General features: G+C 62.8%; 20 protein-coding genes, 3 tRNA genes and 1 riboswitch. Of the genes, 10 read left to right on the top strand and 13 right to left on the bottom strand.

What is annotated here, in order from left to right; translation table 11 throughout:
• Positions 1-44: 44 nt before the first annotated feature.
• The 4 genes from GPICK_RS15075 to radA all read right to left on the bottom strand — a co-directional run bounded on the left by GPICK_RS15075 (position 45) and on the right by radA (position 3,830).
• Positions 45-120, bottom strand: a tRNA-Ala gene (locus GPICK_RS15075).
• Between the two features lie 59 nt (positions 121-179).
• A complete protein-coding gene (locus GPICK_RS15070) occupies positions 180-1,973 on the bottom strand; it encodes an ATP-binding protein (protein ID WP_039744576.1) in 1,794 nt (597 codons plus the stop codon).
• A gap of 51 nt (positions 1,974-2,024) precedes the next feature.
• Positions 2,025-2,381: an RNA polymerase-binding protein DksA gene (dksA, locus tag GPICK_RS15065; protein ID WP_039744573.1), complete on the bottom strand. Its 357-nt coding sequence runs from the start codon at positions 2,379-2,381 to the stop codon at positions 2,025-2,027.
• 96 nt (positions 2,382-2,477) lie between these two features.
• Positions 2,478-3,830 (bottom strand): DNA repair protein RadA, encoded by a 1,353-nt coding sequence (radA, locus tag GPICK_RS15060; protein WP_039744571.1) that lies wholly within the window; start codon positions 3,828-3,830, stop codon positions 2,478-2,480.
• A 155-nt stretch (positions 3,831-3,985) separates the two neighbouring features.
• Here radA and GPICK_RS15055 point away from each other — a divergent pair, with 155 nt between their 5' ends.
• On the top strand, positions 3,986-5,665 hold the full coding sequence (locus GPICK_RS15055; RefSeq protein ID WP_052263459.1) for a HEAT repeat domain-containing protein: 1,680 nt from the start codon (positions 3,986-3,988) through the stop codon (positions 5,663-5,665).
• Positions 5,658-7,025 (top strand): HD-GYP domain-containing protein, encoded by a 1,368-nt coding sequence (locus GPICK_RS15050; RefSeq protein ID WP_039744567.1) that lies wholly within the window; start codon positions 5,658-5,660, stop codon positions 7,023-7,025. The genes GPICK_RS15055 and GPICK_RS15050 overlap by 8 nt, the downstream gene beginning before the upstream one ends.
• A gap of 3 nt (positions 7,026-7,028) precedes the next feature.
• Here the strand turns inward: GPICK_RS15050 and GPICK_RS15045 are convergent, their stop codons facing one another.
• Entirely contained in the window at positions 7,029-7,613 is a 585-nt protein-coding gene (locus tag GPICK_RS15045) for a HEAT repeat domain-containing protein (protein ID WP_039744565.1), read from the bottom strand.
• Positions 7,614-7,723: 110 nt separating this feature from the next.
• On the opposite strand from GPICK_RS15045, the gene GPICK_RS15040 reads away from it, so the two are divergent.
• Positions 7,724-8,062 (top strand): hypothetical protein, encoded by a 339-nt coding sequence (locus GPICK_RS15040; protein ID WP_039744564.1) that lies wholly within the window; start codon positions 7,724-7,726, stop codon positions 8,060-8,062.
• Between the two features lie 124 nt (positions 8,063-8,186).
• Positions 8,187-9,167 carry a beta-ketoacyl-ACP synthase III gene (locus GPICK_RS15035; RefSeq protein ID WP_039744562.1) on the top strand — a complete coding sequence of 327 codons (981 nt, stop codon included), beginning with the start codon at positions 8,187-8,189 and terminating at the stop codon, positions 9,165-9,167.
• Here the strand turns inward: GPICK_RS15035 and GPICK_RS15030 are convergent.
• The gene (locus GPICK_RS15030; RefSeq protein ID WP_039744560.1) at positions 9,154-10,215 is read right to left on the bottom strand and encodes a class I SAM-dependent methyltransferase; all 1,062 of its coding nucleotides are present in this window, start codon (positions 10,213-10,215) and stop codon (positions 9,154-9,156) included. The two genes, GPICK_RS15035 and GPICK_RS15030, sit on opposite strands and share 14 nt — an antisense overlap.
• A 114-nt stretch (positions 10,216-10,329) precedes the next feature.
• Here GPICK_RS15030 and GPICK_RS15025 point away from each other — a divergent pair, with 114 nt between their 5' ends.
• Complete coding sequence (locus GPICK_RS15025) at positions 10,330-10,662, top strand: hypothetical protein (protein WP_039744559.1); 333 nt, start codon at positions 10,330-10,332, stop codon at positions 10,660-10,662.
• 5 nt (positions 10,663-10,667) lie between these two features.
• Here GPICK_RS15025 and GPICK_RS15020 read toward each other — a convergent pair whose 3' ends face one another.
• The 5 genes from GPICK_RS15020 to GPICK_RS15000 are packed head-to-tail and all read right to left on the bottom strand — an operon-like array spanning position 10,668 to position 15,895.
• Positions 10,668-11,753 (bottom strand): protein-glutamate methylesterase/protein-glutamine glutaminase, encoded by a 1,086-nt coding sequence (locus GPICK_RS15020; protein WP_039745849.1) that lies wholly within the window; start codon positions 11,751-11,753, stop codon positions 10,668-10,670.
• An 8-nt stretch (positions 11,754-11,761) separates the two neighbouring features.
• On the bottom strand, positions 11,762-12,637 hold the full coding sequence (locus GPICK_RS15015; protein ID WP_039744558.1) for an HDOD domain-containing protein: 876 nt from the start codon (positions 12,635-12,637) through the stop codon (positions 11,762-11,764).
• A gap of 35 nt (positions 12,638-12,672) precedes the next feature.
• A complete protein-coding gene (locus GPICK_RS15010; protein ID WP_039744556.1) occupies positions 12,673-13,512 on the bottom strand; it encodes a CheR family methyltransferase in 840 nt (279 codons plus the stop codon).
• 47 nt (positions 13,513-13,559) lie between these two features.
• Positions 13,560-15,365, bottom strand: a complete 1,806-nt coding sequence (locus GPICK_RS15005) for a chemotaxis protein CheA (protein WP_039744555.1) — start codon at positions 15,363-15,365, stop codon at positions 13,560-13,562.
• Positions 15,366-15,400: 35 nt separating this feature from the next.
• Positions 15,401-15,895: a chemotaxis protein CheW gene (locus GPICK_RS15000; protein ID WP_039744554.1), complete on the bottom strand. Its 495-nt coding sequence runs from the start codon at positions 15,893-15,895 to the stop codon at positions 15,401-15,403.
• A 471-nt stretch (positions 15,896-16,366) separates the two neighbouring features.
• Between GPICK_RS15000 and GPICK_RS14990 the strand changes: the two genes are divergently transcribed.
• The 5 genes from GPICK_RS14990 to GPICK_RS14975 all read left to right on the top strand — a co-directional run bounded on the left by GPICK_RS14990 (position 16,367) and on the right by GPICK_RS14975 (position 22,005).
• Positions 16,367-17,761, top strand: a complete 1,395-nt coding sequence (locus GPICK_RS14990; RefSeq protein WP_039744550.1) for a sigma-54-dependent transcriptional regulator — start codon at positions 16,367-16,369, stop codon at positions 17,759-17,761.
• 9 nt (positions 17,762-17,770) lie between these two features.
• Entirely contained in the window at positions 17,771-18,523 is a 753-nt protein-coding gene (locus tag GPICK_RS14985) for a lytic transglycosylase domain-containing protein (RefSeq protein ID WP_039744547.1), read from the top strand.
• 258 nt (positions 18,524-18,781) lie between these two features.
• A riboswitch (M-box (ykoK) riboswitch) is annotated at positions 18,782-18,949 on the top strand.
• 319 nt (positions 18,950-19,268) lie between these two features.
• The gene (locus GPICK_RS14980) at positions 19,269-20,540 is read left to right on the top strand and encodes an NRAMP family divalent metal transporter (protein ID WP_039744545.1); all 1,272 of its coding nucleotides are present in this window, start codon (positions 19,269-19,271) and stop codon (positions 20,538-20,540) included.
• Positions 20,541-20,552: 12 nt separating this feature from the next.
• Positions 20,553-20,726, top strand: coding sequence for a hypothetical protein (locus GPICK_RS17610; protein ID WP_169745374.1), 174 nt, complete (start codon positions 20,553-20,555; stop codon positions 20,724-20,726).
• Positions 20,727-20,739: 13 nt separating this feature from the next.
• Positions 20,740-22,005 carry a magnesium transporter MgtE N-terminal domain-containing protein gene (locus tag GPICK_RS14975; RefSeq protein ID WP_039744543.1) on the top strand — a complete coding sequence of 422 codons (1,266 nt, stop codon included), beginning with the start codon at positions 20,740-20,742 and terminating at the stop codon, positions 22,003-22,005.
• Between the two features lie 173 nt (positions 22,006-22,178).
• Here the strand turns inward: GPICK_RS14975 and GPICK_RS14970 are convergent.
• Both GPICK_RS14970 and GPICK_RS14965 read right to left on the bottom strand, forming a co-directional pair.
• Positions 22,179-22,256, bottom strand: a tRNA-Glu gene (locus GPICK_RS14970).
• 51 nt (positions 22,257-22,307) lie between these two features.
• Positions 22,308-22,383: transfer RNA gene (locus GPICK_RS14965), tRNA-Lys, on the bottom strand.
• Positions 22,384-22,433 lie beyond the last annotated feature (50 nt).

Here is a 22,433-nt window from a genome sequence, read left to right as displayed (position 1 = left end):
ACAACAATGGCCTCCACGCGTTCGTGAAGGCCGTTGTTGTTATCTGGTGGAGACGAGCGGGATCGAACCGCCGACCTACGCGTTGCGAACGCGTCGCTCTCCCAACTGAGCTACGTCCCCGAATGAATGCGAAAACTCCTTTTTTATACATGAAAGTACGGGGCTTGAAAAGGAGAAATTTATGGTTTGACGGGCAGCACGACGGTGAATTCGGCTCCTCCCTCCGGGCGGTTCGCCACGTCGATGCGACCCCCGTGATTGGTGATGATCCGGTGGGAGATGGCCAGACCAAGTCCGGTGCCGGTCTCTTTGGTCGTGAAGAAGGGGTCGAAGATGGTGTGGATGACGTCGACGGGGATGCCGCAGCCGGTGTCGGAGACCTTGACCGCCACGGCACGGTTGCCGTTGAGGGTCGTCGGGAAGCTCTCGATGGTCAGGGTGCCGCCGGGGTCCATGACCTCGTTGGCGTTGCTGAGAAGGTTGATGAAGACGTGGCGCAGTTGCTGGCAGTCGCCCAGGAATGACGAAAGCCGCGAGGTCAGCCGTTTTTCGACCTGGATTCGCTTTTCCTCCAGAGGCATCGTCACCACGCCGAGGGCGTCTTCGACGATCTGGTTGATGGTGCAGCGGGAATAGCAGATGGTGGTTTTCTTGGAGAAAAAGAGGATGTCGGCCAGCAGTTTCTCCAGGTGGAGAACTTCCCGCTGGATGAGGTCGGCGTATTGCCATTCCTCGGAGCCGGTGGCAACGCGCTTCTTGAGGCGGCCGGCAAAGCCGCCGACGGAAACGAGGGGTGTCTTGAGCTCGTGGGTGATAATGGCGGCCATCTTGCCGATGTCGGCAAGTTTTTCCCCCTGGAGGAGGCGTTCCTGGGCCTCGTGGAGGTTGCGGTTCGTGTCTTCGAGGCGGTTGAAGAGGATCGAGTTTTCGATGGCCATCCCCGCCTGATTGGTGAACAGCTGGAGGAGGTTGACCTCGTCGGCGGGGATGGGTCGGCCGCTCGGCTGGTTATCGACGAAGATCGCACCGATGACCCGCTCCTGGGCGATGAGGGGAGCAATGGCGCAGGGCGCCGAACCGAACCGCCGCAGAAACGTGCGGTCCACCGGCTGTTCCCGGGAGGGACGTTCCGTCAGGATGACGGTCCGTTCAGCAACGGCCCGGGAGACGAGGTTCCGCGTTTCGTCGAGGGGGAGGCGCGTGGCCTTCACCAGGGAGTCGAATTCGGACTCGGGGAACTCGGTGCCGGACGGCGATTCCTCGTCAAGGGGGCTCGCCGCGCCGTCTTCGCAGGTCATTCCCATCATCCCCTGGAGCACCCGTGATCGTTCGTTGGCCAGAAAGAGCATGGCCCGGTCGAAGAGGGGGGTGGGGCCGGAGGTGAGGGAGGAGAGGATCAGGCGGATGAGCCGGTTGAGCCTGACGGTGGAGAGCATGGCGTTGCTGATCTGGTTGAGGAACGAGAGTTCTTGGATCCGCCGGTTGGTCTCTTCGAGCTGCTTCATGCAGCGGACGACACCCGCCGCCTCCAGGAGAACTATTTGAAGGAGCTCCTCCTCGTCGCCGGAGAGGCGTTCGTCACGCACGGAGCCGAGGGAGGCGACGCCCACCAGGCGGTTGCCGTCGGTGAGGGGGTAGGCGGCAATCTGGCGTTCATTGCCGACGAACGGTTCGCCGGGGTGGAGCGCCGATACTCCCCGCCGCAGCTGCTTCGAGTTGGCGGCGCATCTGCCGGCTATTCCTTTTCCGAACGGGATGCTGCAGGGAAAGGGGCCATCGGGGAGCTGGGTCGAGATCTGGCGGGAGAGCTGGCGTGACTCTCCGTCCGAGACGAAAAAGGTGACGGAAACGCAGTGGAACGCCTCGGCGACGAGGTGGGCGAGGGCCTTCAGCCGCTCGTGGTGGGGGCGGTCGGTGATGTTGGCAATCCGAATTGCACTGCTCACTATCCTGAAATGATCTTGAACAGCCATTCAGACTCCGGTTGAAGGTTCAGCCAGGGGTGACGTGAGTGGCGGCAGGGATCAGGGGCGTTTTTCTTTTTGCTCCTGCTCCATCTTGCAGTCGATGCAGAGTGTGGTGACGGGACGGGCCTTGAGGCGGGCTTCGCTGATGTCTTCGCCGCAGACCTCGCAGGTGCCGAAGGAGCCGTCGTCAATCCGTTCGAGGGCATCCTTGATCTTGTTGATGAGCTTGCGCTCCCGGTCGCGAATGCGCAGTTCGAAGTTGCGATCCGACTCCTGGGTGGCCCGGTCGTTGGGGTCGGGGAAGTTGGTGGAGTCGACCGTCATCTCCGATACGGTCTTCCCGGCGTCCTCCAAGAGTGAGCGCATTTCTTCGTTGAGGATCGATCTGAAGTACTCCAGCTTTTCCCTGTCCATGCAACGACTCTCCCTTTGTTCGCTAAATCGAATAGATAGTAGGTGAATCGCGGCGTCAAGTAAAGAAAAAAGTAGGGTGCAATCCTTCCAATCCGTTCAGAGGAGCCGTTCCAGCGCCTCCTCCACCGAGCGCACCCCGATCACTTCCATCCCGGCGAGGGGGGACACCTGCGTGAGGCTCCCTGCGGGGATGACGGCGCGGGTGAAGCCGAGCTTGGCCGCCTCGCGGACCCTGGTCTCCGGCTGGGTGATGGCCCGGACTTCACCGGCGAGCCCCACTTCGCCGATGATGACCGTCTGCGGGTCGATGACCTTGTCGAGATGGCTCGACGCCAGGGCGGTCACCATGCCGAGGTCAGCCGCCGGCTCGTTCAGCCGGGCGCCGCCGGCGGCGTTGAGGAAGATGTCGCTGCCGGAAAGGTGGAGCCCTACCTTCTTGTCGAGTACCGCCACCAGGAGCGCGAGGCGGTTGTGGTCGACGCCGAGGGTGGTGCGCCGCGGCACGCCGAGGGACGAGGGGGTAACGAGAGCCTGCAACTCCACGAGGAGAGGACGGCTTCCCTCGATGGTGGTGACGACGGCGGAGCCGGAAACCCCCACGGGGCGCTCGGAGAGGAAAAGGGCCGAGGGATTCGCCACCTCGCGGAGCCCCCCTTCCTTCATCTCGAAGACGCCGATCTCGTTGGTGGAGCCGAAGCGGTTCTTCACCGCCCGCAGGATCCGGAAGGCGTGCCCCTGGTCCCCCTCGAAGTAGAGGACGGTGTCGACCATGTGCTCCAGGACCCGCGGCCCCGCCAGTGCCCCGTCCTTGGTCACGTGACCGACGATGAAGGTGGGGATTCCGCTCCGCTTCGCCGCCACCATCAGCTTGCCGGCGCACTCCCGGACCTGGCTGACGCTGCCGGGGGCCGATTCGAGGCCGGCGGTGAACATCGTCTGGATGGAGTCGATGACCACGGCCCGGGGGGAGAGTTCCGCAATCTGGCCGAGGATGGTCTCCAGTGAGGTTTCGGCCAGTACAAGGAGTTTCGGCGCCCTGATGTCGAGCCGTTCGGCGCGGAGCCGCGTCTGACGGGCCGACTCCTCTCCCGAGACGTAGAGGGCCGGCCCTGCGCTTTCCGCGAGATGGTTCATGACTTGCAAGAGGATGGTCGACTTGCCGATGCCGGGATCGCCGCCGATCAACACCAGGGAGCCGGCCACGAGCCCGCCGCCGAGGACCCGGTCGAATTCGGAGATGCCGCAGGAGAGCCGCTCCTCAGTCTCCCCCGCCACCTCGCAGAGCGGTACCGCCTTCACTCCGGCGGCAGGGGCGAGACGTCCCCCCTTCTCCCGCCCCCTCACCTCTTCGGTGAAGCTGTTCCAGGCGCCGCAGTCGGGGCACTTGCCGAGCCACTTGGGAGAGTGGTAGCCGCATCCCTGGCAGACGTAAATAGTCGTAGTTTTCATCGGTTTTCTCCTCGGTGGCTGCCGGGGGATACTAGAACGTTTGCCGGCTCCTTGTCAATTGCGGCGGCCGTGCCGTTCCTGCCGGGTAAGCGTTTGACAAAGATTTGGGCCGTAGCTACTATGAACGGATGTCAGGCCACCAGGGGGAGAGGTCGATGGAGATCGGAAGGGAAGGGGAGAGGATGAGAGACGCTGCTGCTCCCCCGCGCCGCTATGGTGCCGCCCTGGCCGAGCTCCACAAGGCACAGAAGGCGCTGGGGTTCTATCCCGATGGTCACCCCCGGCGCGCCGAGGCCATGGACCGCGCCTGCGGCGTCCTTCGTGCTGCCATGGGAGGGAGGGAGCTGGTGCTCGTTGTCGGCAAGGCAGGTTTTCTCGCCACCGACGGTGGCGCTGCCGTCGAGCAGAACCCCATGACCCTCTCCCTCGCCCGCGAGCTCTTCATCCGGCGGATTCGCCGTCTCACCCTCCTCCCCGATCTTTCCTGCACCGATCTCGCCTCCTTTCTCACCCTGCTCACCCTCGATCACCGGACGATCCCCGCCATCGGCGGCATGGAAGGGGCGATGGCCGAGAAGGGAATTGCCACCATCTGGGCCAACGAGATCGACCTGGCGGCGATTCTCCGCAAGCGCCGGGCGGTGGAGGAGCACGCCGGCGAAGTGGCGGCCGACGCCCCGGTTGCGGCCGGAGAGCCGCCTCCCGTTGCGGAGACCGTCGATGCCGTGGAGGTCGCCGCGGAGATTCCCCCCTCCTTCGGGGTGCTTGGCGTCTTCGACGAGCCTGCGTCTCCCGAGCCGCTTCCCGAAGGGGGAGAGGTCGAGGAGCTTCTTGCCCTTCTCGATCTTGAGTATGCTGACGACCGCTACGGGGAGCTTGCCCGGTTGCTGGGGGGAGCGTGCGGCCGGCTCAAGGAGCAGGAGGAGTTCGAGCGGCTCCTGCCGATCCTCGACGGGCTCCTCGGGCAGGCATGGAACCGGGCCAAGAGCCTCGTCAAGCGGAGCTATGCCCTTCTTGCCTTTGAACAGGCCGCCGCGGGACCGATGGTCGACTACCTCTCCCGTTTGGTGGAGGAGCGGGGAGGGGACGAGCGGGAATTTCTGTTTGCCATCTTCCGGCAACTCGGCTACCAGTCGGTGGAGCCGCTGATCGAGCGGCTTGCCCTGGCAGAGACGCTGGTTGCGCGGAAGAACCTCGCGGCCGCCCTCGTGGCGGTGGGGGAGGAGGCGGTGGGGCTGCTGGCCGAAAGGCTCGCCGACGAACGGTGGTATGTGGTGCGCAACGTGGCGTCCATCCTGGGGGAGATCGGTGCCGGGGAGTGTGTCGGCTCCCTGGTGATGGCTCTCGGTCACCCTGACGGGCGCGTGCGGCGGGAGGTCGTCCGGAGCCTGGCCATGATCGGCGGGAACGAAGCGGAGCGTCCCCTCGTCACACTGCTCGAAGATCAAGACCTGTCCGTCAGGCGCCAAGCCATTGTCTCCCTCGGCCAGATGCGGAGCCGGGCTGCCGTCGAGCCCCTCTGCGCCCTGGTCGCCGACCGCGATCCGCTCCTCCGGTCGCTCCCCCTCAAGAAAGACGCCGTCCAGTCCCTCGGCAGGATCGGCGACAGCAGGGCGGTTCCCGTTCTCGTGGAGCTGCTTTCCGGCCATCGCTGGTTCGCCCGGCACCGCTGGGAAGAGTTGCGGCTTGCCGCTGCCGTTGCCCTCGGGCTTCTGGGCGATCCCCAGGCACTCTCCCTTCTCGACCGACTCGCCACCCGGGAGGGGCGCCTCGCCACGGCCTGCGGCGAAGCCGTCGCATCCATCCGGCGGCTGACAGAGGATCCCCATGACTAACGTGACTCTCTCCCAGGCGCAGCGGGTGGTGCTGCTGCTTTCCGGCGCCGTTAAGGGGGTCGGGCTCTATCCGGAATCTCACCCCGCCATTACCCACCCCCTCCAGGAGCTTGCAGGGATCTTCGACGCTCTTCTGGCCGACCGGCACGAACTGCGCTTCGGAATTATCGACGGGGTCCTCTTCTTCGAGCAGCACCTTTTCTTCACCCCGAGCGCCGCAGTGGAGGAGCTGACGGAGCTCCTCGTGCGCAAGGGGGTGGAATCGGCCACCGTGATCCCCGGCCTGCAGGTCGAGGAGTTGCGGCACTTTGTGACGCTCCTCTCCCGGCGCCAGCTCCAGGGTGCCGCGTTGGCGGAAACGCTCCTGCGGGAGCGGATTGTCCATATTGCCCTCCTCCTGGCGGACCGTGACCGCCTCCGGGACGACGAGGAGGCGGAAGAGGACGGCCTCAATCCCCAGGCCACCTACCGGCAGGCCCTCACCGTGGTGGGAGGGATCTTCCGGGAGATCGAGGTCGGCCGGATTCCCAACAGCGACAAGCTTCGGGCCGTGGTCGACCAGATGGCGGTGCTGACCATCAAGGACCCCGCAACGCTGCTGGGGCTGGCCATGATCAAGGATTACGACAATTACACCTTCTACCACAGCGTCAACGTGGGGGTTCTTGCCATGGCGCTCGGGTCGGCGCTCGGTTTCCGGGGAGAGGAGCTGCAGGAGCTGGGGATGGCGGGGTTTCTCCATGACGTGGGGAAGACGCGGGTGGAAAAGACGATCCTCAACAAGCCGGGAAGGCTCTCCAGCGACGAATACGAGGAGATGAAGCTCCACTCGGAGAACGGCGCCCGGATCATCGGCGAGATGGAGGGGATCGGCCCCCGGGTGGCCCAGGCGGTGCTCGGCCACCACATCCGGTTCGACCGGACCGGCTATCCGCCGTGGGCACGGGCGCTCCCCTTTGACCGGTTCTGCGACATTATCGCCGTGGCCGACTGCTACGACGCCATCACGACGCTGCGGGTCTACAAATCCGCCCTCAACCCGAAGGCGGCCGTGGAGCTGCTCCGGGGGTTGGCCGGGTGGCATCTGGACGGCGCGCTCGTGGAGAAGTTCGCCGAGATGATGGGACGGTATCCGGTGGGGACCCTCGTCCGCCTCGACACCAACGAGATCGCCGTAGTATGGCGCCCTGACCCCCATGGGGGGGAACAGCCGACGGTCAAGATCATCATGGATGCGGTGGGGGGGATGCTGGAGCCACCGTTGGTGCGGGATCTGGCGGCAGGTGCGGCCGGAGGGGAGATCGTGGCGGTGGTCGATCCGCTTCTGAAGCTGATCGACGTCTCGAAATACCTGGAGTGACGGTCACCCCTCCAGGGGGAGCATCCCGAGGGCGGTTGCGGCGGCTTCGCGGGTCCGGGGGTGGGGCGAGTCGAGGAGGGGGGCGATCCGCTCCTCCAGGTTCGGCGCGCCGATTCTCCCGAGGGACTGGGCCGCTTCGGCGTCGAGCAGGCCGTCTCCCGCCGTGAGGAAGGGGAGGAGGAGTTGGACGGTCTCCGCTCCGGGGTAGCCGCCGAGGGCGGCAATGACCTTTGCCTTTACGGCCGTGTTCTGCTCCGAGAGCCGGTCCGCCAGGAGCGGAAAGGCCCGCGGTGGCGCCAGCTCCCCAAGAACCTCGATGGCGGCCGACTTGATGTCCTCTTCGGGACGCGACGCGCAGTAGAGAAGGGGGGGGAGAACCCGGTCGCCGCCGATCCTGCCGAGGGCGTAGATCGCCCTGACCTTGGTCCCCAGATCCCCTTTCCTGAGGAGCTCCACCACTTCGTCGAAGCTCCCGAGACCCTCCAGGCGCTCTAAGGCCCGGGCGGCGGCGAGGCGGACCTCCTCCGCGGAGTCTTTGAGGAGCGGCACCAACCGTTCCCGGCGTTTTCGGGTTGCGTTCGTTTCCATCACTGTGGCATTAGTAGCAGAATTGGCGGGTGGCAACAACTCTAATTCTACACCGGCGCCCTCGCCGTGCAACAGAGGCGAGCGGGGCCGGGGCACGAAAGGGAACAGTGATGAAGCTCAACTTCAAGGCCGCGCTCCTCTCCGCCTTCGTCCTGCCGGGACTCGGGCAGTTTGCCAGCGGCCGCAGGGTACGGGGGGGCGTGCTCCTCGTCCTGGCGAATATTTTTCTCCTGGCGGCACTCTTCCTGCTGCTGCGGGAGATGGGGCCGGTCTTCGTGGAGGCCAAGCTGACCGGCAAGGTCGATGCCGCCGCCGTCGCCGCCAAGGTTTCGGGGGGCGCTCCGGCGGCCAAGGCGCTTCTCGCCTGCTTCGCGGGGCTCTGGTGCTTTGCGGTCGTCGACGCCCTCATCGACCGGGGGGGGCGGCGCGATAACACCCCCCGCGAATAACGGCGGCGGTCGGGATTATCGGTTTGACATTTTTTGCCAAAGTGTGCGATAAAATAGGGAATTCATAGCCTGAGCCCCCGCAAGGGGGCTTACGTATGTCAGGCGGCGGAACGGAGCAGGCGTCATGTACTATTCGGAGATTGTGGCCACAGGCGGATTCGTCCCGGAACGGGTCGTTCCCAACGATTTTTTCAATTACCTCGTCGCGGATGCCGACGAATGGATCCGGTCGCGCACCGGCATCGGTGAGCGCCGCTTCGCCGCCCCTGATGTGTCGACCTCCGATCTCGCCACCGAGGCAGCGCGCCACGCCCTCGACATGGCAGGAATGCCGGCCGACGAGCTCGACTGCATCATCGTCGCCACGTCGACCCCGGACATGATCCTCCCCTCCACTGCCTGCATGGTCCAGAAGAACATCGGGGCCAGCAACGCCTTCGCCTTCGACATGAACGCCGTCTGCAGCGGGTTCGTCTACGCCGTGGAGACGGCGGACAACTTCATCCGCTCCGGCAAGTACCGGCGGGTCATGGTGATCGGCGCCGACACCTATTCCAAGATCCTCGACTTCGACGACAAGGGGAGTTGTCCCCTCTTCGGCGACGGCGCCGGCGCCCTCATCCTCGGCAGGACCGAGGAGAAGAAGGGGATCCTCCAGAGTGTGGTCCGGAGCGACGGCGGCGGCTGGGAACTGATCCAGGTCCCGTCGTCCGGTTCCCGCAAGCCGGTCACCGCCGAGACCATCGCGGCCCGGGAGAATACCTTCAAGATGGCTGGCAAGCAGGTCTTCATCTTCGCCACCGACGTCATCCCCAAGATCATCGCGGACGTTACCGGAAAAGCGGGGATCGAGGTGGGAGAGATCGACTACATCATCCCCCACCAGGCCAACGTCCGGATCATCGATTTCATCTCCAAGAAGACCGGCCTCGGCAAGGAGCGCTTCCTCCTGAACCTCCACCGCTACGGCAACACCGCTGCCGCCTCCGTGGGGCTCGCCCTCGACGAGAACCTGCGTAACGGCACCATCAAGGCGGGGCACCAGGTCCTGATGATGGGGTTTGGCGGCGGACTCTCCTGGGGGGGCGCCCTCATCCGGTTCTGATCCCCGCAATCCCTTCGCCGGCGGCCTCCACCCTCAGTCCCGCCGCGGCAAAGAGCTCCCCGACCCGCTCCGACGGCACCGACCGTTTCCACCCCTCGTGGAAGCGGTCGGCCGCCAGGACGACTCCCCCCGCCGCAAGCCGGCGGCAAATCCCCGCCACCGCCCGTTCCAGGGCACTGCGTTCGTGGATGAACGGACCGCCGAGAATCCCGTTGCAGAGGATGATGTCGTAACGCTCGCCCCTCTCCGGTGCCGTCAGCTCTTCGGCGGTGAAGGCGATCCGCGTCAGCGCACCCCCGGCATGGAGCCCGTCCCGGATCTGGCGAAACACCTCCTGCCGTGGCGGATCGTGGGGGAAAAAACCGTGGACGGCGGCGAAGATCTCCAGCGGCTCGCGGCTTGCGCCGAGGATCTGAAAACAGTGGGGGGGAAATCCGGCATCGAGGAGGAGGCTGGCCAGGCCATAGCTTCCTTCCCCGGCGCCGCAGGCGGCATCGAGGCAGCGGAGCCGTTCCCGCCGTGGTGAGCCCGATTTTCCGAGCCAGCGACGGAGAAAGGCCCCTTGTCCGGGATAGCGGTCGAAACTGGCGCCGTGGCGGCGGGGGACGAAGAGCGAGAAGAGAAAGGTGCGGCGGAGCCCGGCGTCGGCCGCAAGCCGCTCCAGAAGCCGGGCGGGGCTGGCCGTCCGGAACGGGAGGTCGAGGCGTTCGCTGCAGTCGGGCCAGCTCGGGGCGCGGTGAAGCGGGGTCCCTTCCAGGGAGCATTCGAAGCTGACCGCGAGCCGCAGGAGCCGGCGAAAGGCGGCGCCGATCTCTTCCTGGGGGATGAGGAGCGCCGTCGTCGATCGCACCTCGGGGGTGATTATCCCGCCGGGGGCCCAGATCCCCCCGGGGGTGGCGGCGCAGGCGGCAGACCGCTCGTGGAGGCGGCGGATGCGCCGCCGGAGACCGGGGTCGTCGAGCGCTCCCGCGACGAGAAGGAGGCTGAGGGCGCGCTCCGTATCGACGGGGTCCGTGACCGGATGCAGGGTGGCGAGGTGCTGTTCCATGATGATGACAGGCGCGTTGGAGGGCAAGGGATGGTGGCGGATGGTCCGTCTGCGGATCGTGCCATTGTACGTCGCGATTCCGGTTATGTCCACGGTGATGACGGAGGAAGCCCCATGGGGACCATGACACGACTCCGCGTCCTGGCGACGGTGGCGGTGAATGCGGTTGTCCCTGCCACGAAAAAGGGGGGCGTCGGTAACCCGGCCTCCGCCCATCCCGGCACGCCGGTGCCTCCGGGGCGCATCCCCGTGTCGCCGGCCGCCATTTCCGCCTGTCTCGCCCATCCCGAATCGTACGTGGACGGGGGAGGGAACCTCTCCCTCTTTTTCTGCGACGCCCCTGCTCTGGCGGCGCCGTTTCTCCTCTTTCGCCTCAAGCGGCTCGGTTTCTCCCGCTGCCGTGCCGCAGTCCATGCTGACGGCATCGTCCTCACCGCCCGGCGGTGACCCCCTCAGCCGGCGATCCGCGCGATCTCCGGCCCGATCTGGGTGAGGGGGAGAACCGAGTCGGCGACCCCTCCCTCCACGCAGGCCCGGGGCATCCCGTAGATGGTGGAGGTCGCCTCGTCCTGGGCGATGGTCGCCCCCCCTTTTTCCTTCAGGTGCTTCATCCCCTTGAACCCGTCGGCCCCCATGCCGGTGAGGATCACCCCGAGCATGGCGCCGTTGCTGGCGTCGGCCAGGGAGGTGATCATGTGGTCCACCGACGGCACGTAGATGTACTGGGGGCAGTCGGTGGTGGCGAGGGTCCTCACCACCACGCTGTTCCCCTGGCGGACGAGGGCGGTATGGCGTCCTCCGGGGGCCACGAGCGCCACCCCCGGCTGAAGGATGTCGCCGTCGTTCGCCTCCCTGATCTGGAGGGAGCATTTGCTGTTGAGCCGTTCGGCGTAGGGTCCGGTGAACGCCTTCGGCATGTGGATCGCTACCATGATGCCGTGGGGGAAATTGGCCGGGAGCCGGCCGAGGACCTCCTGAAGGGCGACGGGGCCGCCGGTGGAGGCGCCGATCCCGACGTACTGGACTCTCTGGTGCGGCAGCCGCGATGGAGCCGGTCGGGGTGGTGGCGTAACCCGCGGTACGGCTGACGGCGTGACCAGTGAGGAGAACCGCCGGCCGAGGAAGGATGGAGCGGCCCCCTTCACCTTGCGGAGCAGTTCCTCCCGGAAGACGCGCTGGGCGTCGGCGCTGTCGGTGACGTTCTTCGGGATATAGTCGAGGGCCCCGGCATCGAGGGCCTCGAAGGTTGCCCGGGCCCCCTCGCAGGTCAGGGTGGAGACCATGAGGACCCGCGTCGGGCATTTGGCCATGATCTGCCTCAGGGCTGAGATGCCGTCGAGCCGGGGCATCTCGATATCCATGGTGATCAGGTCGGGGCGCAGCGCCAGGGCCTTCTCCACCCCTTCCACGCCGTCCACCGCCACCCCCACCACCTCGATGGCGGGGTCCTTCTCGAGAACGCTCCGGATCACCATCCGCATGAACGACGAGTCGTCCACCACGAGGACCCGCAGTTTGCCGCTCTGGTTGGGAAGTATGGTCATGGTCACTTGTCCTTGAAGATATTCTGTACCAGTTCCTGGATCTCCTCCACCTGGTCGTCCAGTTCGTAGCAGAAGCGCTCGACGTCGAAGTCGCCCAGTTTCGAGCCTCCCCCCTGGACCATCTGCCATGCCGGCTCGTCCGCCAGGGAGAAGCTGACCCACTCCTTTCCGCCGTAGTCGAGGCGCCGGACCGTGCAGAAGAGATCGGCGAGGTTGACGATGGCGACGAGCCGCGGGTCGATTATGGCGTCGAGGGGGGTGTGGTGGCAGTAGATCACCTCACGGTACTCGGAGGGGAAGTTCCACTCCTGGGCCATGCAGAGGCCGATCTCGCAGTGGGTGGTCCCGAACTCCTCGGCCTCCGCGTCCACGAGGAGGTAGGGGCGCTCCTTCATCCGGTCGACGAGCCGCTGAAACTCGTTCCGGAAGTAGAAGCTCAGGAAGACCTCGCCGATGTCGTGGATGATCCCCCCGATGTACGCCTTCTCCGTGTCGCGGTAGCCCGCTTTCTCGGCAATGAGGCGGGCGACGATGCCGACGCCGAAGGAGTGCTCCCAGAATGGTTTGATGCCGAGGACCCCGTCCTTCCCCTCGAAACTCTGGATGAAGGCGCAGGTCAGGATGAACTCCCGGATGTGCCGCAGTCCCAGGTAGATGAGCGCCCCCTTCAGGGAGGCGATCTGCTGGGAGGGGCGATAGAGGGGGGAGTTGACGAGCTTGAGGACGCGGGCCGCCATCACCTGGTCGGTCAGGAGGAGGTCGGCGATCTCGTCGATATCGACTTCGGGCTGGTCGAGGAGGGAGAGGACGCGGCTCGCCACGGCGGGGATCGTCGGAAGATCCGTCATCCCCTTGATGAGGCTTATGGCCCGATCCATTCTTTCTGTAGTTTCCACGCGCTCCATACCGCCTTTCATTTTTTGTAGGCAAACCCACCGGGGAAGTGGACCGTCTTGAACCGGTCGTTGACCCCGTGGAGCGATTCGGACTGGCCCACGAAGAAGTAGCCGTAAGGCTGGAGGTTGTTGTAGAAGTGCTGCACCACCTTTGTCTTCGACGCCAGGTCGAAGTAGATCAGGACGTTGGCGCAGAGGATGAAGTCAAAGCTCTTCATGAAGACCATCTTGGTATCTTCGTAGAGGTTCAGGGAGGAGAAGGTCACCAGCTTCTTCACCTCGGGGGAGAGAACGTAGCGCCCTCCCGCCTCCTCTCGGAAGTATTTCTTGAGATAGAATTCGGGGGTGTTGCGGACGGCGTAGGAGTTGTAGACCCCGTCCCGCGCCTGGGCGAGGACCGTTTCGTTGATGTCGGTGCCGACGATCTCGATAATCCAGTCCTTCAGCAGCGTCGCCCGCTTCTCCAGCAGCATCATGGCGAGGGTGTAGGCCTCCTCCCCCGACGACGAGCCGGCGCTCCAGATCCGCAGCTTGCGGAAGCCGATCTTTCCCTTGGTGGCGACGATCTCGGGGAGGAATGCCGTCTCCAGTGCCTTGAGTTGGGGGGGGCTGCGGAAGAAGCAGGTTTCGTTGGTGGTGATCTCGTCGAGAAGCTTTGACAGCTCCGGGGATTTGCCCGCACCGCTCCTCAGGAGCCCCAGATACGAGGTGACGCTGGGGGTCCTGGTCTCCTCGAGCCGCCGGCTGATCCGGCTCTCCAGGAAGTATTTCTTGCTGGTGTGGAAGTAGATGCCGCAGTGGCTGTAGATGAAGTCCCGCAGGACCTCGAAATCCTTGTCCGATATCTTCGCGTTCATTACCTACCCGATTCGTGTCCCGTGTCGTGGCCGCGCAAGGCGGACGGTCAGGCCGCGATCCGCCCGCCACCACTCCCGTCGCTGTTTTCCAGCAGGCCGGCCGGATCGATGATGAGGGTCACCCGGCCGTCTCCCAGGATGGTGGAGCCGGCGATCCCCGGCAGGTTTGCCAGGTATTTGCCGAGGGACTTGATCGCCACCTCCTGCTGGCCGAGGAGCCGCGACACCACCAACCCCACCCGTTTCTCCGCCACCCCCACCACGACCACGTAGCAGGCGGCGCGGGTGCGGTCGCTTTCGGCCACGTTGAAGACCTTCTGGAGCCGCATGAGGGGGAGGACCGAGTTGCGGAGCTTGAGCACCTCCTGGCCGCCGATGACGTGGAACTCCCGCTCCTCCACCCGCAGGGTTTCGAGGACCGCCGCCAGGGGGATGGAGTAGGTCTCCTCCTCCACCTCGACGAGGAGCGACTGGATGATGGCGAGGGTCAGGGGGAGCTTGAGGATGAACTCCGACCCCTGGCCGAGCTCGCTCTTGATATCGATGATCCCGTTCAGCTTCTTGATGTTGGTCCGGACCACGTCCATGCCGACGCCGCGTCCCGACAGGTCGGTGGCCTTCTCCTTGGTGGAGAAGCCGGGGAGGAAGATGAGGTCGAGGATCTCCCGCTGTCCCATGACCGCCAGCTGCTCGTCGGTGACCAGCCCTTTTTCCTTTGCCTTGCGGGCGATCCGGTCGGCATCGATCCCCTTGCCGTCATCCTTGATGCTGATGACGATCTGGTTCCCCTCGTGGGCCGCCGAGAGGATGAGGGTCCCCTTGCGGGGTTTGCCGGCGGCTACCCGTTCGTCGGGGGTTTCGAGGCCGTGGTCCATGGCGTTGCGGATCAGGTGGATCAGCGGGTCGCCGATCTCGTCCACCACCGAGCGGTCCAGCTCCGTCTCCTCGCCGAGGACCACGAGATCCACCTCTTTGCCGAGGTCCCGCGCCAGGTTCCGGACGATGCGGGGGAATTTCTTGAAGACCTTCTCCACCGGGATCATCCGCATCTTCAGGACCTGCATCTGCAGCTCCGAGGTGACAAAGCTGATCCGCTTGGAGAGCTTGCCGAACTCCTCGCCGAAGGCGTTGTCCTCGCTCCCCCCCTGGTAGTCGGTGTTGAGCTGCATCATCCGGTTACGCTCCAGCACCAGCTCCCCCACCTGGTTCATCAGGTCGTCGAGGCGCTTGACGTCGACCCGGACGGTGGAGTTGTCGGAAAGATCGTCCACCTTCTTGTCGGCGTCCTTGGCCACGGGGGGCGGCGGGGTCCTGGCCGGGGCGGGGGGCTCGGCAGCCTTCACCGGCGCCGTCTCCGGCGCGGGCTGGGGCTCGGGGGAGGGGGAACTCTCCGCGACCGGTGCAGCGGGCTGCTCGGGAGCGGCCGTCGCCGGCTGCTTGAGGACCGTCGCCTCCTTCACATTGTCCGAGAGGTAGGGGAGGAGCTTCCCGATGGTGCCGTCGATCTCCCGGTCGACGATGTCTCCCCCCTTGATGTCGCTCACCAGCAGCTTGACCAGATCAACCGCCTCCAGGATCACGTCCATGATCTCGGGGGTTACCGCGAGCTCGCTGCGGCGCATCCGGTTGAGAACGTCCTCGGTCTTGTGCGTGACCTTGACGAGCAGCTCGAAGCCGAGGAAGCTCGATGCTCCCTTGACGGTGTGGATCGACCGGAAGATGCCGTTCATCAGCTCCGTGTCCGACGGCGCCTTTTCCAGCGCCACCAGATCATCGTCCAGCTTTTCCAGCAGCTCGGTGGTCTCGGTCAGGAAACCTTCCAGGAGTTCCTGGTCTTCGCACTCAATTGCCATGCGCTACTCCTCACGAACAGTAAATGAAAGCCTTCCTACATCATGCCGCTGAACAGCTGGCGCTCATCGCGGGAGATGAGCTTCTCCAGGTCGAGGAAAAAGAGGAGCCGCTCGGTCTGGTTGATGACCCCCGAGAGGCACTCCTGCTCCACGGCGCTGTTGACCACCGCCGGCGGCGGCTGGATCTCGCTCTCGGAGATCCGGATCACCTCCGACACCGCATCGACGACGAATCCCATCAGTTCTCCGTCCATGTCCATGACCATGATCCGGGTCTGGCTGCTGATCTCCCCTTCGGGAAGGCAGAAGCGCTTCCGCATGGAGATGATCGGAATGACCTTGCCGCGCAGATTGATGACCCCTTCGATGTAGTGGGGGGTGTTGGGGACGCGGGTGATGGTCGGCATCCTGATGATCTCCCGCACCTTCAGGACGTTGACCCCGTACTCTTCCTGCTCCAGTTTGAAGCTGACCAGCTGGATGAGCTCGCTTCTCGACTCTTCCACCTTGGTTTGCAGTGCCGTTTCCATCCATCTTCCTCCTTGTCCGTCCCGACTGCGGATACATTGCCCGGTTCCATGCCGCCGGTCGCTCCCCGTGCCGCGCGGGGGAGGTTTCCCGGCAATGCAATAATCGTTCTTGTCCGGCGGCGTCACGCTGGACTTCCGGTGCAAACGTGCTGCTGAAGGGAAGTGGTGCCGCGCAGTTATACTCTTCGGCGTATGCGGCGAAAATTTTACTATTTTTTTCGCGGAGCAGCCGGTGCGTGTGCCGTATGGACTGCCGTCCGTAAATTTGACACGACTCACGCCCCAGTGCCGTTATCTGCGCTCCATGTTTCCTGTGAGAGTCGCGTTTTCATAAGAAAGAAGTTTCCGCGGCGTAGGGTCAGAAATTTTTTCGACACCATCGTCATTTTGTTGACTTTTGTCATAATCCTGACTATTATGGCCTTTGCCGGCTGGATCAGGATGTTCAAGGCGCTACGTTCAGGGGAGACCATGGAAACAACGAGACTGCTCATTGCCGATGACGACAAGAAGACGCGGGACTTTGTGGCGGCGTTCCTCAAGTACAAGGGGTACGACGTGGTGCAGGCCTGCGACGGGCAGGACGCCCTCGACAAGCTGGAGACCGAGGAGGTGGACCTTGTCATCACCGACCTGATGATGCCCCGGGTCAATGGGCTCGAGTTCGTCAAAAAACTGAAATCGATGCGTCCCGGCACCGTCATCATCGCCTACAGCGCCTTCGGCAACCACGAGATGGCCTCGAACCTCCTCAAGGCGGGGGTCTTCTTCTACCTGGAAAAACCGTTCAACCTTGACGAGCTGGAGACCCACGTCAAGCGGGGGATGGAGCACCAATCCCTCCAGAGCCAGACCTATCGCCCCAAGCCGGCCATCAAGAACCGTTCGCTCATCCCCAACATCATCGGCGAGAGCCCCAAGATGCTCTCCCTCTTCGAGCTCATCGAAAAGGTCGCCGAGTCCGACTCGACGGTCCTCGTCCAGGGGGAGTCGGGGACCGGCAAAGAGCTCGTCGCCCGCGCCATCCATGACCTGAGCAACCGCAAGGCGCGCAACTTCGTCCCGGTCAACTGTGCCGCCATCCCCGACGAGCTCCTCGAAAGCGAGCTCTTCGGTCACGTGAAGGGGTCGTTCACCGGCGCCGTCGCCACCCGCATCGGCCGGTTCGAGATGGCGGACCGCGGTACCCTCTTCCTCGACGAGATCGGCGACATGAAACCGAACCTCCAGGTGAAGCTCCTGCGGGTGCTCCAGAACCGGGAGCTGGAGCCGGTGGGGGCCACCCGCTCCAAGAAGGTCGATGTCCGGATCATCGCCGCCACCAACCAGAACCTGGAAAAACTCGTGGCCACCAAGGCCTTCCGGGAGGACCTCTACTACCGGATCTCGGTTATTCCGATCTTCATCCCGCCGCTGCGGGAGCGCCGGGATGACATCCCCCTTCTCGTCAATACCTTCCTTGACCGCTTCAACCGCCACAAGAAGAGCAAGGTCAAGGGGATCGACAGCGATGCCATGGAACTCCTCTGCCACTACGAGTGGCCCGGCAACGTCCGCGAACTGGAAAATCTCGTGGAGCGTCTCGTCATCCTTAAGGGGTTCGGCATCATCGGCGTCAAGGATCTCCCCGAGAAGTACTCGGGGGTGGTCATTGCCCCCCCCTCCGAGGCGATGGCGCTTCCCGACAGCGGCATCTGCCTCAACACCGTCGTGGAAGAGTTCGAAAACGGCCTGATCATGCAGGCCCTCAAGAAGACCGGGGGGAACAAGAAGGAGGCTGCCCTTCTTCTCAACCTCAAACGGACCACGCTGATCGAAAAATTAAAAAAGAGAAAACTCGATTCGGTTGCCACGTCTTTTGCATAAGACGTGGGCATGATAATCGATTCGCTTGCACAGCTCCAGGCCGCCGCACCAACGACCAAAGAACGGGGTGAAACCTCCTCCGCTCCTGGCGATGACGCCCGGTTTGCCTCCCTCCTTACCTCCACTCTCGGCGGCTCCTCGTTGCCGGGGAGTCGCCCTAAAACCGCTGCCGCCGCTGCCGAACTGCTCCGCCTCGACATGATGCGAAGTGCCTTTTCCCTCGGGGATTCCGACGGGGGCGGGACCGTGCCCTCTCCTTCCCGGGCCATGGAACTGGTTCTGAAGAGCTTCGCGGAAAACGGTCGGAAATCCGACACCCCCGTCCCGGCATCCGCTGCGGTTTCTGGTGACGAGACGCTGCCGACACCCGAAGTGAATGCCGGCAACTGGCTCGACGACGTCGTCCAGCGCGCATCGCGTCGCTACGGAGTCGATGTCGGGCTGATCAAGGCAGTTATCAAGGCGGAGAGCAATTTCAACCCCAACGCGGTTTCTCCTGCCGGCGCCCAGGGGCTCATGCAACTCATGCCGGCGACGGCGCGGGGGTTGGGAGTCAGCAACTCCTTTGATCCCGAGCAGAATGTCATGGCGGGGACCCGATTTCTCAAGGACCTCCTCGACCGTTACCAGGGAAACGTCGATAAGGCTCTGGCCGCCTACAACTGGGGGCCGGGAAACGTCGACCGGAAGCCCCATCTCCTCCCCCGTGAGACACGGGAATATCTTGCCCGGGTCAAGGGGTACTGCGCGACGATGGCCTAGGGGCAGGGCTGGCGGCATATCTGGATGAAAGAAGGCTTCGGTGACGATCTCCGGGGCCTTTTCCGTGTGAAGTGGAGGGCACGTTTCAGCGAACAAAAGATGCCGGCAACTGCCGAATCGGGGTTACGCTGAGGAGAAAGGCCCGCATTCCGGGCGTCCCTGAGAGGCCTCACTTTGAACGAGTGCGGTTGAGGTGGGATTTTAGTCTCGCGGTGATAACAAAATGTTGACAACGACAAGAGAGTGAAATATTTATATGGAGTTCCTCGTTAGCATGAGGCGTTTGCACAAACAGAGGCTACTGCCCGGAAACGTCGAAAGACGCCAATGGGTAGACCAGGTCTTGCCGGATTAAGGCTTGACTTAAGGTAGCTGGTCATCTGACCTACGTTGTGCACTGCTGAAAACCTACGAGTGGGGAATCACGGCACGTTGTGTTCAGGCCACGGTTCTCCGTGGCTTTTTTTGTATCCATGTCGAAAGCGAAAGGTGGTGGTTATCCAATTGGACAGTCATAGTAGGCAAACGATTCATATGTAGATCCCGGCGGTAACCCCCCCAAGACTCCTTCAGGTTTTTCCGCTGGGCCACACTTCACCTGGCCGGCGGAGAGACTCCCCATAGACCCCCCTCTCCCCAAGCCCAACCATGTCAGCATATTGATTCGCAGCATAGCGCTTGAACAGCGTTATTGGTCCGTGGTTCGTCTAATTCTCGGTAACATATCGGCTGAAGGAGGTTTCACGTGTTCAGTGTCTCACAGCTTTACTACGAATTTCGCCGCATCTGGAAGGCGATCAAGCTCTTTTTCATCATATCCGGTCCCGGAATCGTCGTCATGGTGGCCGACAATGACGCCGGCGGCATTACGACATATGCCGCCACCGGCGCCAAGTATGGCTATCACCTGATCTGGTTCCTTCTTATCCTGATTCCGGTGGCCTACTATGTCCAGGAGATGACCGTCCGTTTGGGGGCAGTCACCAAGCGGGGCCATGGCGAAGCGATTTTTGCCGGCTTTGGCGCCTTCTGGGGCTGGTTCTCCCTGATCGACCTGATGGTGGTCAACTGGCTGACCCTGGTGACGGAATTTATCGGCATGACCTCCTCGCTCAGGATTTTCGGCATCCCGCCATGGCTCACGGTCATTGGCGTATGTATCATTATGTTGATCATGGTGGTACAGGGGAACTACTGGACGTGGGAAAAGATCGCGATCCTGTTTTGCGCCGTAAACCTGATCTACATCCCCGGCGCCTTCATCGTCAATCCATCGATGAAGGACATCATGCACTTGGGATTCGTACCGCACCTGCCGCCGGGAGGATTCACCAACGAGCTGTTCTTCTTCATCATGGCCAACATCGGCACCACCATCGCCCCGTGGATGCTCTTCTTCCAGCAGAGCGCCGTCGTGGACAAGGGGACGAAGGAGAAGGACATCCCATGGGGGAAGGTTGATACCTTCGTCGGGTCGATCATCACCGTGGTGGTGGCGATCTTCATCGTTATCGTCACCGGCACGATCCTGCCGGGCGTCAATATCGACGATGCGGCTCAGGCGTCACGGATGCTGATGAAGTACAACAAATATGCCGGTGCCTTCATGGCCATCGGCCTGTTCGACGCGGGCTTCCTTGGCGCCATCTGCATCTCCCTGGCCAGTTCCTGGGCCTTCGGCGAGGTCTTCGGCTGGGCCCACTCGCTCAACAACAAGATTCGCGAGGCCCCATGGTTCTACGGAAGCTACTTCCTGTCCCTCATAACCGCCGGCTGTGTTGTGCTGATCCCTAAAGCGCCGCTGGTGCTGATCACCCTGTTCGTGCAGGTGGTTGCCGTCACCCTGCTGCCGGCCGCTCTGGTCTTCCTGATACTCCTTTTGAACAACAAGAAGACCATGGGGGAGTATACAAATACCCTCTGGCAGAATATCGTCACCACGACCATAGTGGTGGGTATCGTCATCTTGTCTACCCTTTACGGGATCAGCGCCCTGTTCCCGGACATGTTCAAATAGGAGGTATGCACCATGATCAGAGATTTCTTCTCCCACAACTTTGCCAAGGTGCGGGAAATCAATAAAAAGTATGCCAAGCCGAACGTGGAGATGTCCGGATGGGTAAAAGGTTCCCTGCTTTTTCTGCGCCTCTACCTGATCTTCCTGGTCGGTCTGCTGCTGTACAAATTCATCACCATGCTCTGAAAGGAGGTGCGCCATGACACCCATGAAAAATTCCCAGAATGATCAGGTGTTCTTCCTGAGTGACCTGACCGGCATCCCGGTGCGCAACCAGGGCAAAAAGATCGGCAAGCTGGATGATCTCCTGATCGTAGAGCACGAAAAGGTTGCCGTGGTGACCCATGTCATCGTGAATCGCCCCTTCGGCCACAAGTCACTGCTTATTCCCTTCGGGAAGGTCGGTGAACTGAAACGGGACGGGATCGAACTCTCCCTCCCCACGGTGGAGGCATTTGAAGGCGAACCGGAAGAAAACCAGGTACTGCTCAAGGACCACATCCTGGACAAGAAGGTCATCGATCTGGATGGCAATGAAATCGATGTGGTGTATGACGTGAAACTGGTGTTGCGGAGCGGGAGCCTCTACGCCACGGATGTGGATTTCAGCCGCTATGGCCTGCTGAAAAGGCTCGGGCTGCGCTACGTGGCGCAATTCGCCTACCACCTGGCAGAGATGTTCAAGAAGGAGACCATCCCCTGGACGTATGTTCAGCGACTGCCGGAGAAGATCGGGAGTTTCAAGGGGAATGTACAGCTCAATATTCTCAAGGAGGCACTGCCGGAGATCCATCCCGTTGATTTGGCCGATATTCTGGAGGAGCTCTCCGAGGAGCAGCGCCTGGCCATCTTCAACGAACTGGAGACGGACCATGCCTCCGATACGCTGGAAGAGATGGAGCCCCGGGTGCAGCGCAGCCTGATCTCATCCATGGACAAGGAGCGGGTCGCCGACCTGATCGACGAGATGACCCCTGCCCAGGCGGCGGATGTCCTCTCGGTCCTTCCCACAGACCAAGCGGAAGAGATTCTCGACCTGATGGAGCATGACGAAACCGAAAAGATCGAAGCGCTTCTGGAAAACCAGGTCGACACCATCGCCAACCTGACAACCAATGCCTACATCAGGTTTGTGCCCGACACCCATTCCGACCTGGTCATTGCCGCGTACCGCAAGGCGGGCGAGGAGTCGGACGTACTAGATTACATTTACGTCGTGGATCACGACAACAAACTCAAGGGGGTTGTCAGTCTTCCGGAACTGCTGATGGCCAAGCAGAGCACGCCGCTCTCCGAGATCATGACCACCCAGGTTATCAGTCTCGACAGCACTGACACCCTTGAAGCTGCTGAAGAGAAATTCAAGCGCTATGGGTTTTCAGCCTTGCCGGTGCTTGATGGTGAAGATACGATCCAAGGCGTGGTTCCCTACCGTGACATCATGCAATTGGAGCATAATCTGTAATCCCGGGGAAAGGACCGGGGGCCTTCGATCTGTTCGGCCGTCGAGTAATGACGGCGGCGGGAGTTGTCTGCAGAAAATTATTATCTCCTGTCGGCAAGAGACCTTCAGGGGACCGCCATTGGACCGTGACAATGAAAAAGCCCTTCCACGCAGAGCGGAAGGGCTTCATTTTTTGGCGTCCCCTGGGGGATTTGAACCCCCGTCGCCGCCGTGAAAGGGCGGTGTCCTGGGCCGGGCTAGACGAAGGGGACGAAGGGAAAAGAACCCGGTGGGGAGTCCCGACCGGGTTCTTTGTTGGTAGATGGTGAGCCGCGTTGGGATCGAACCAACGACCACCTGATTAAAAGTCAGGTGCTCTACCAACTGAGCTAGCGGCTCGTGAAGAGAAAACGATTAATACCAGATGGAGCTGCAGGTGTCAATGTTTT

Source organism: Geobacter pickeringii (genome assembly GCF_000817955.1).
GTDB classification, from domain to species: Bacteria; Desulfobacterota; Desulfuromonadia; order Geobacterales; family Geobacteraceae; genus Geobacter; species Geobacter pickeringii.
The sequence above is the reverse complement of the archived record's forward strand: the minus strand, read 5'-3'. Positions and strand labels throughout refer to the sequence as shown.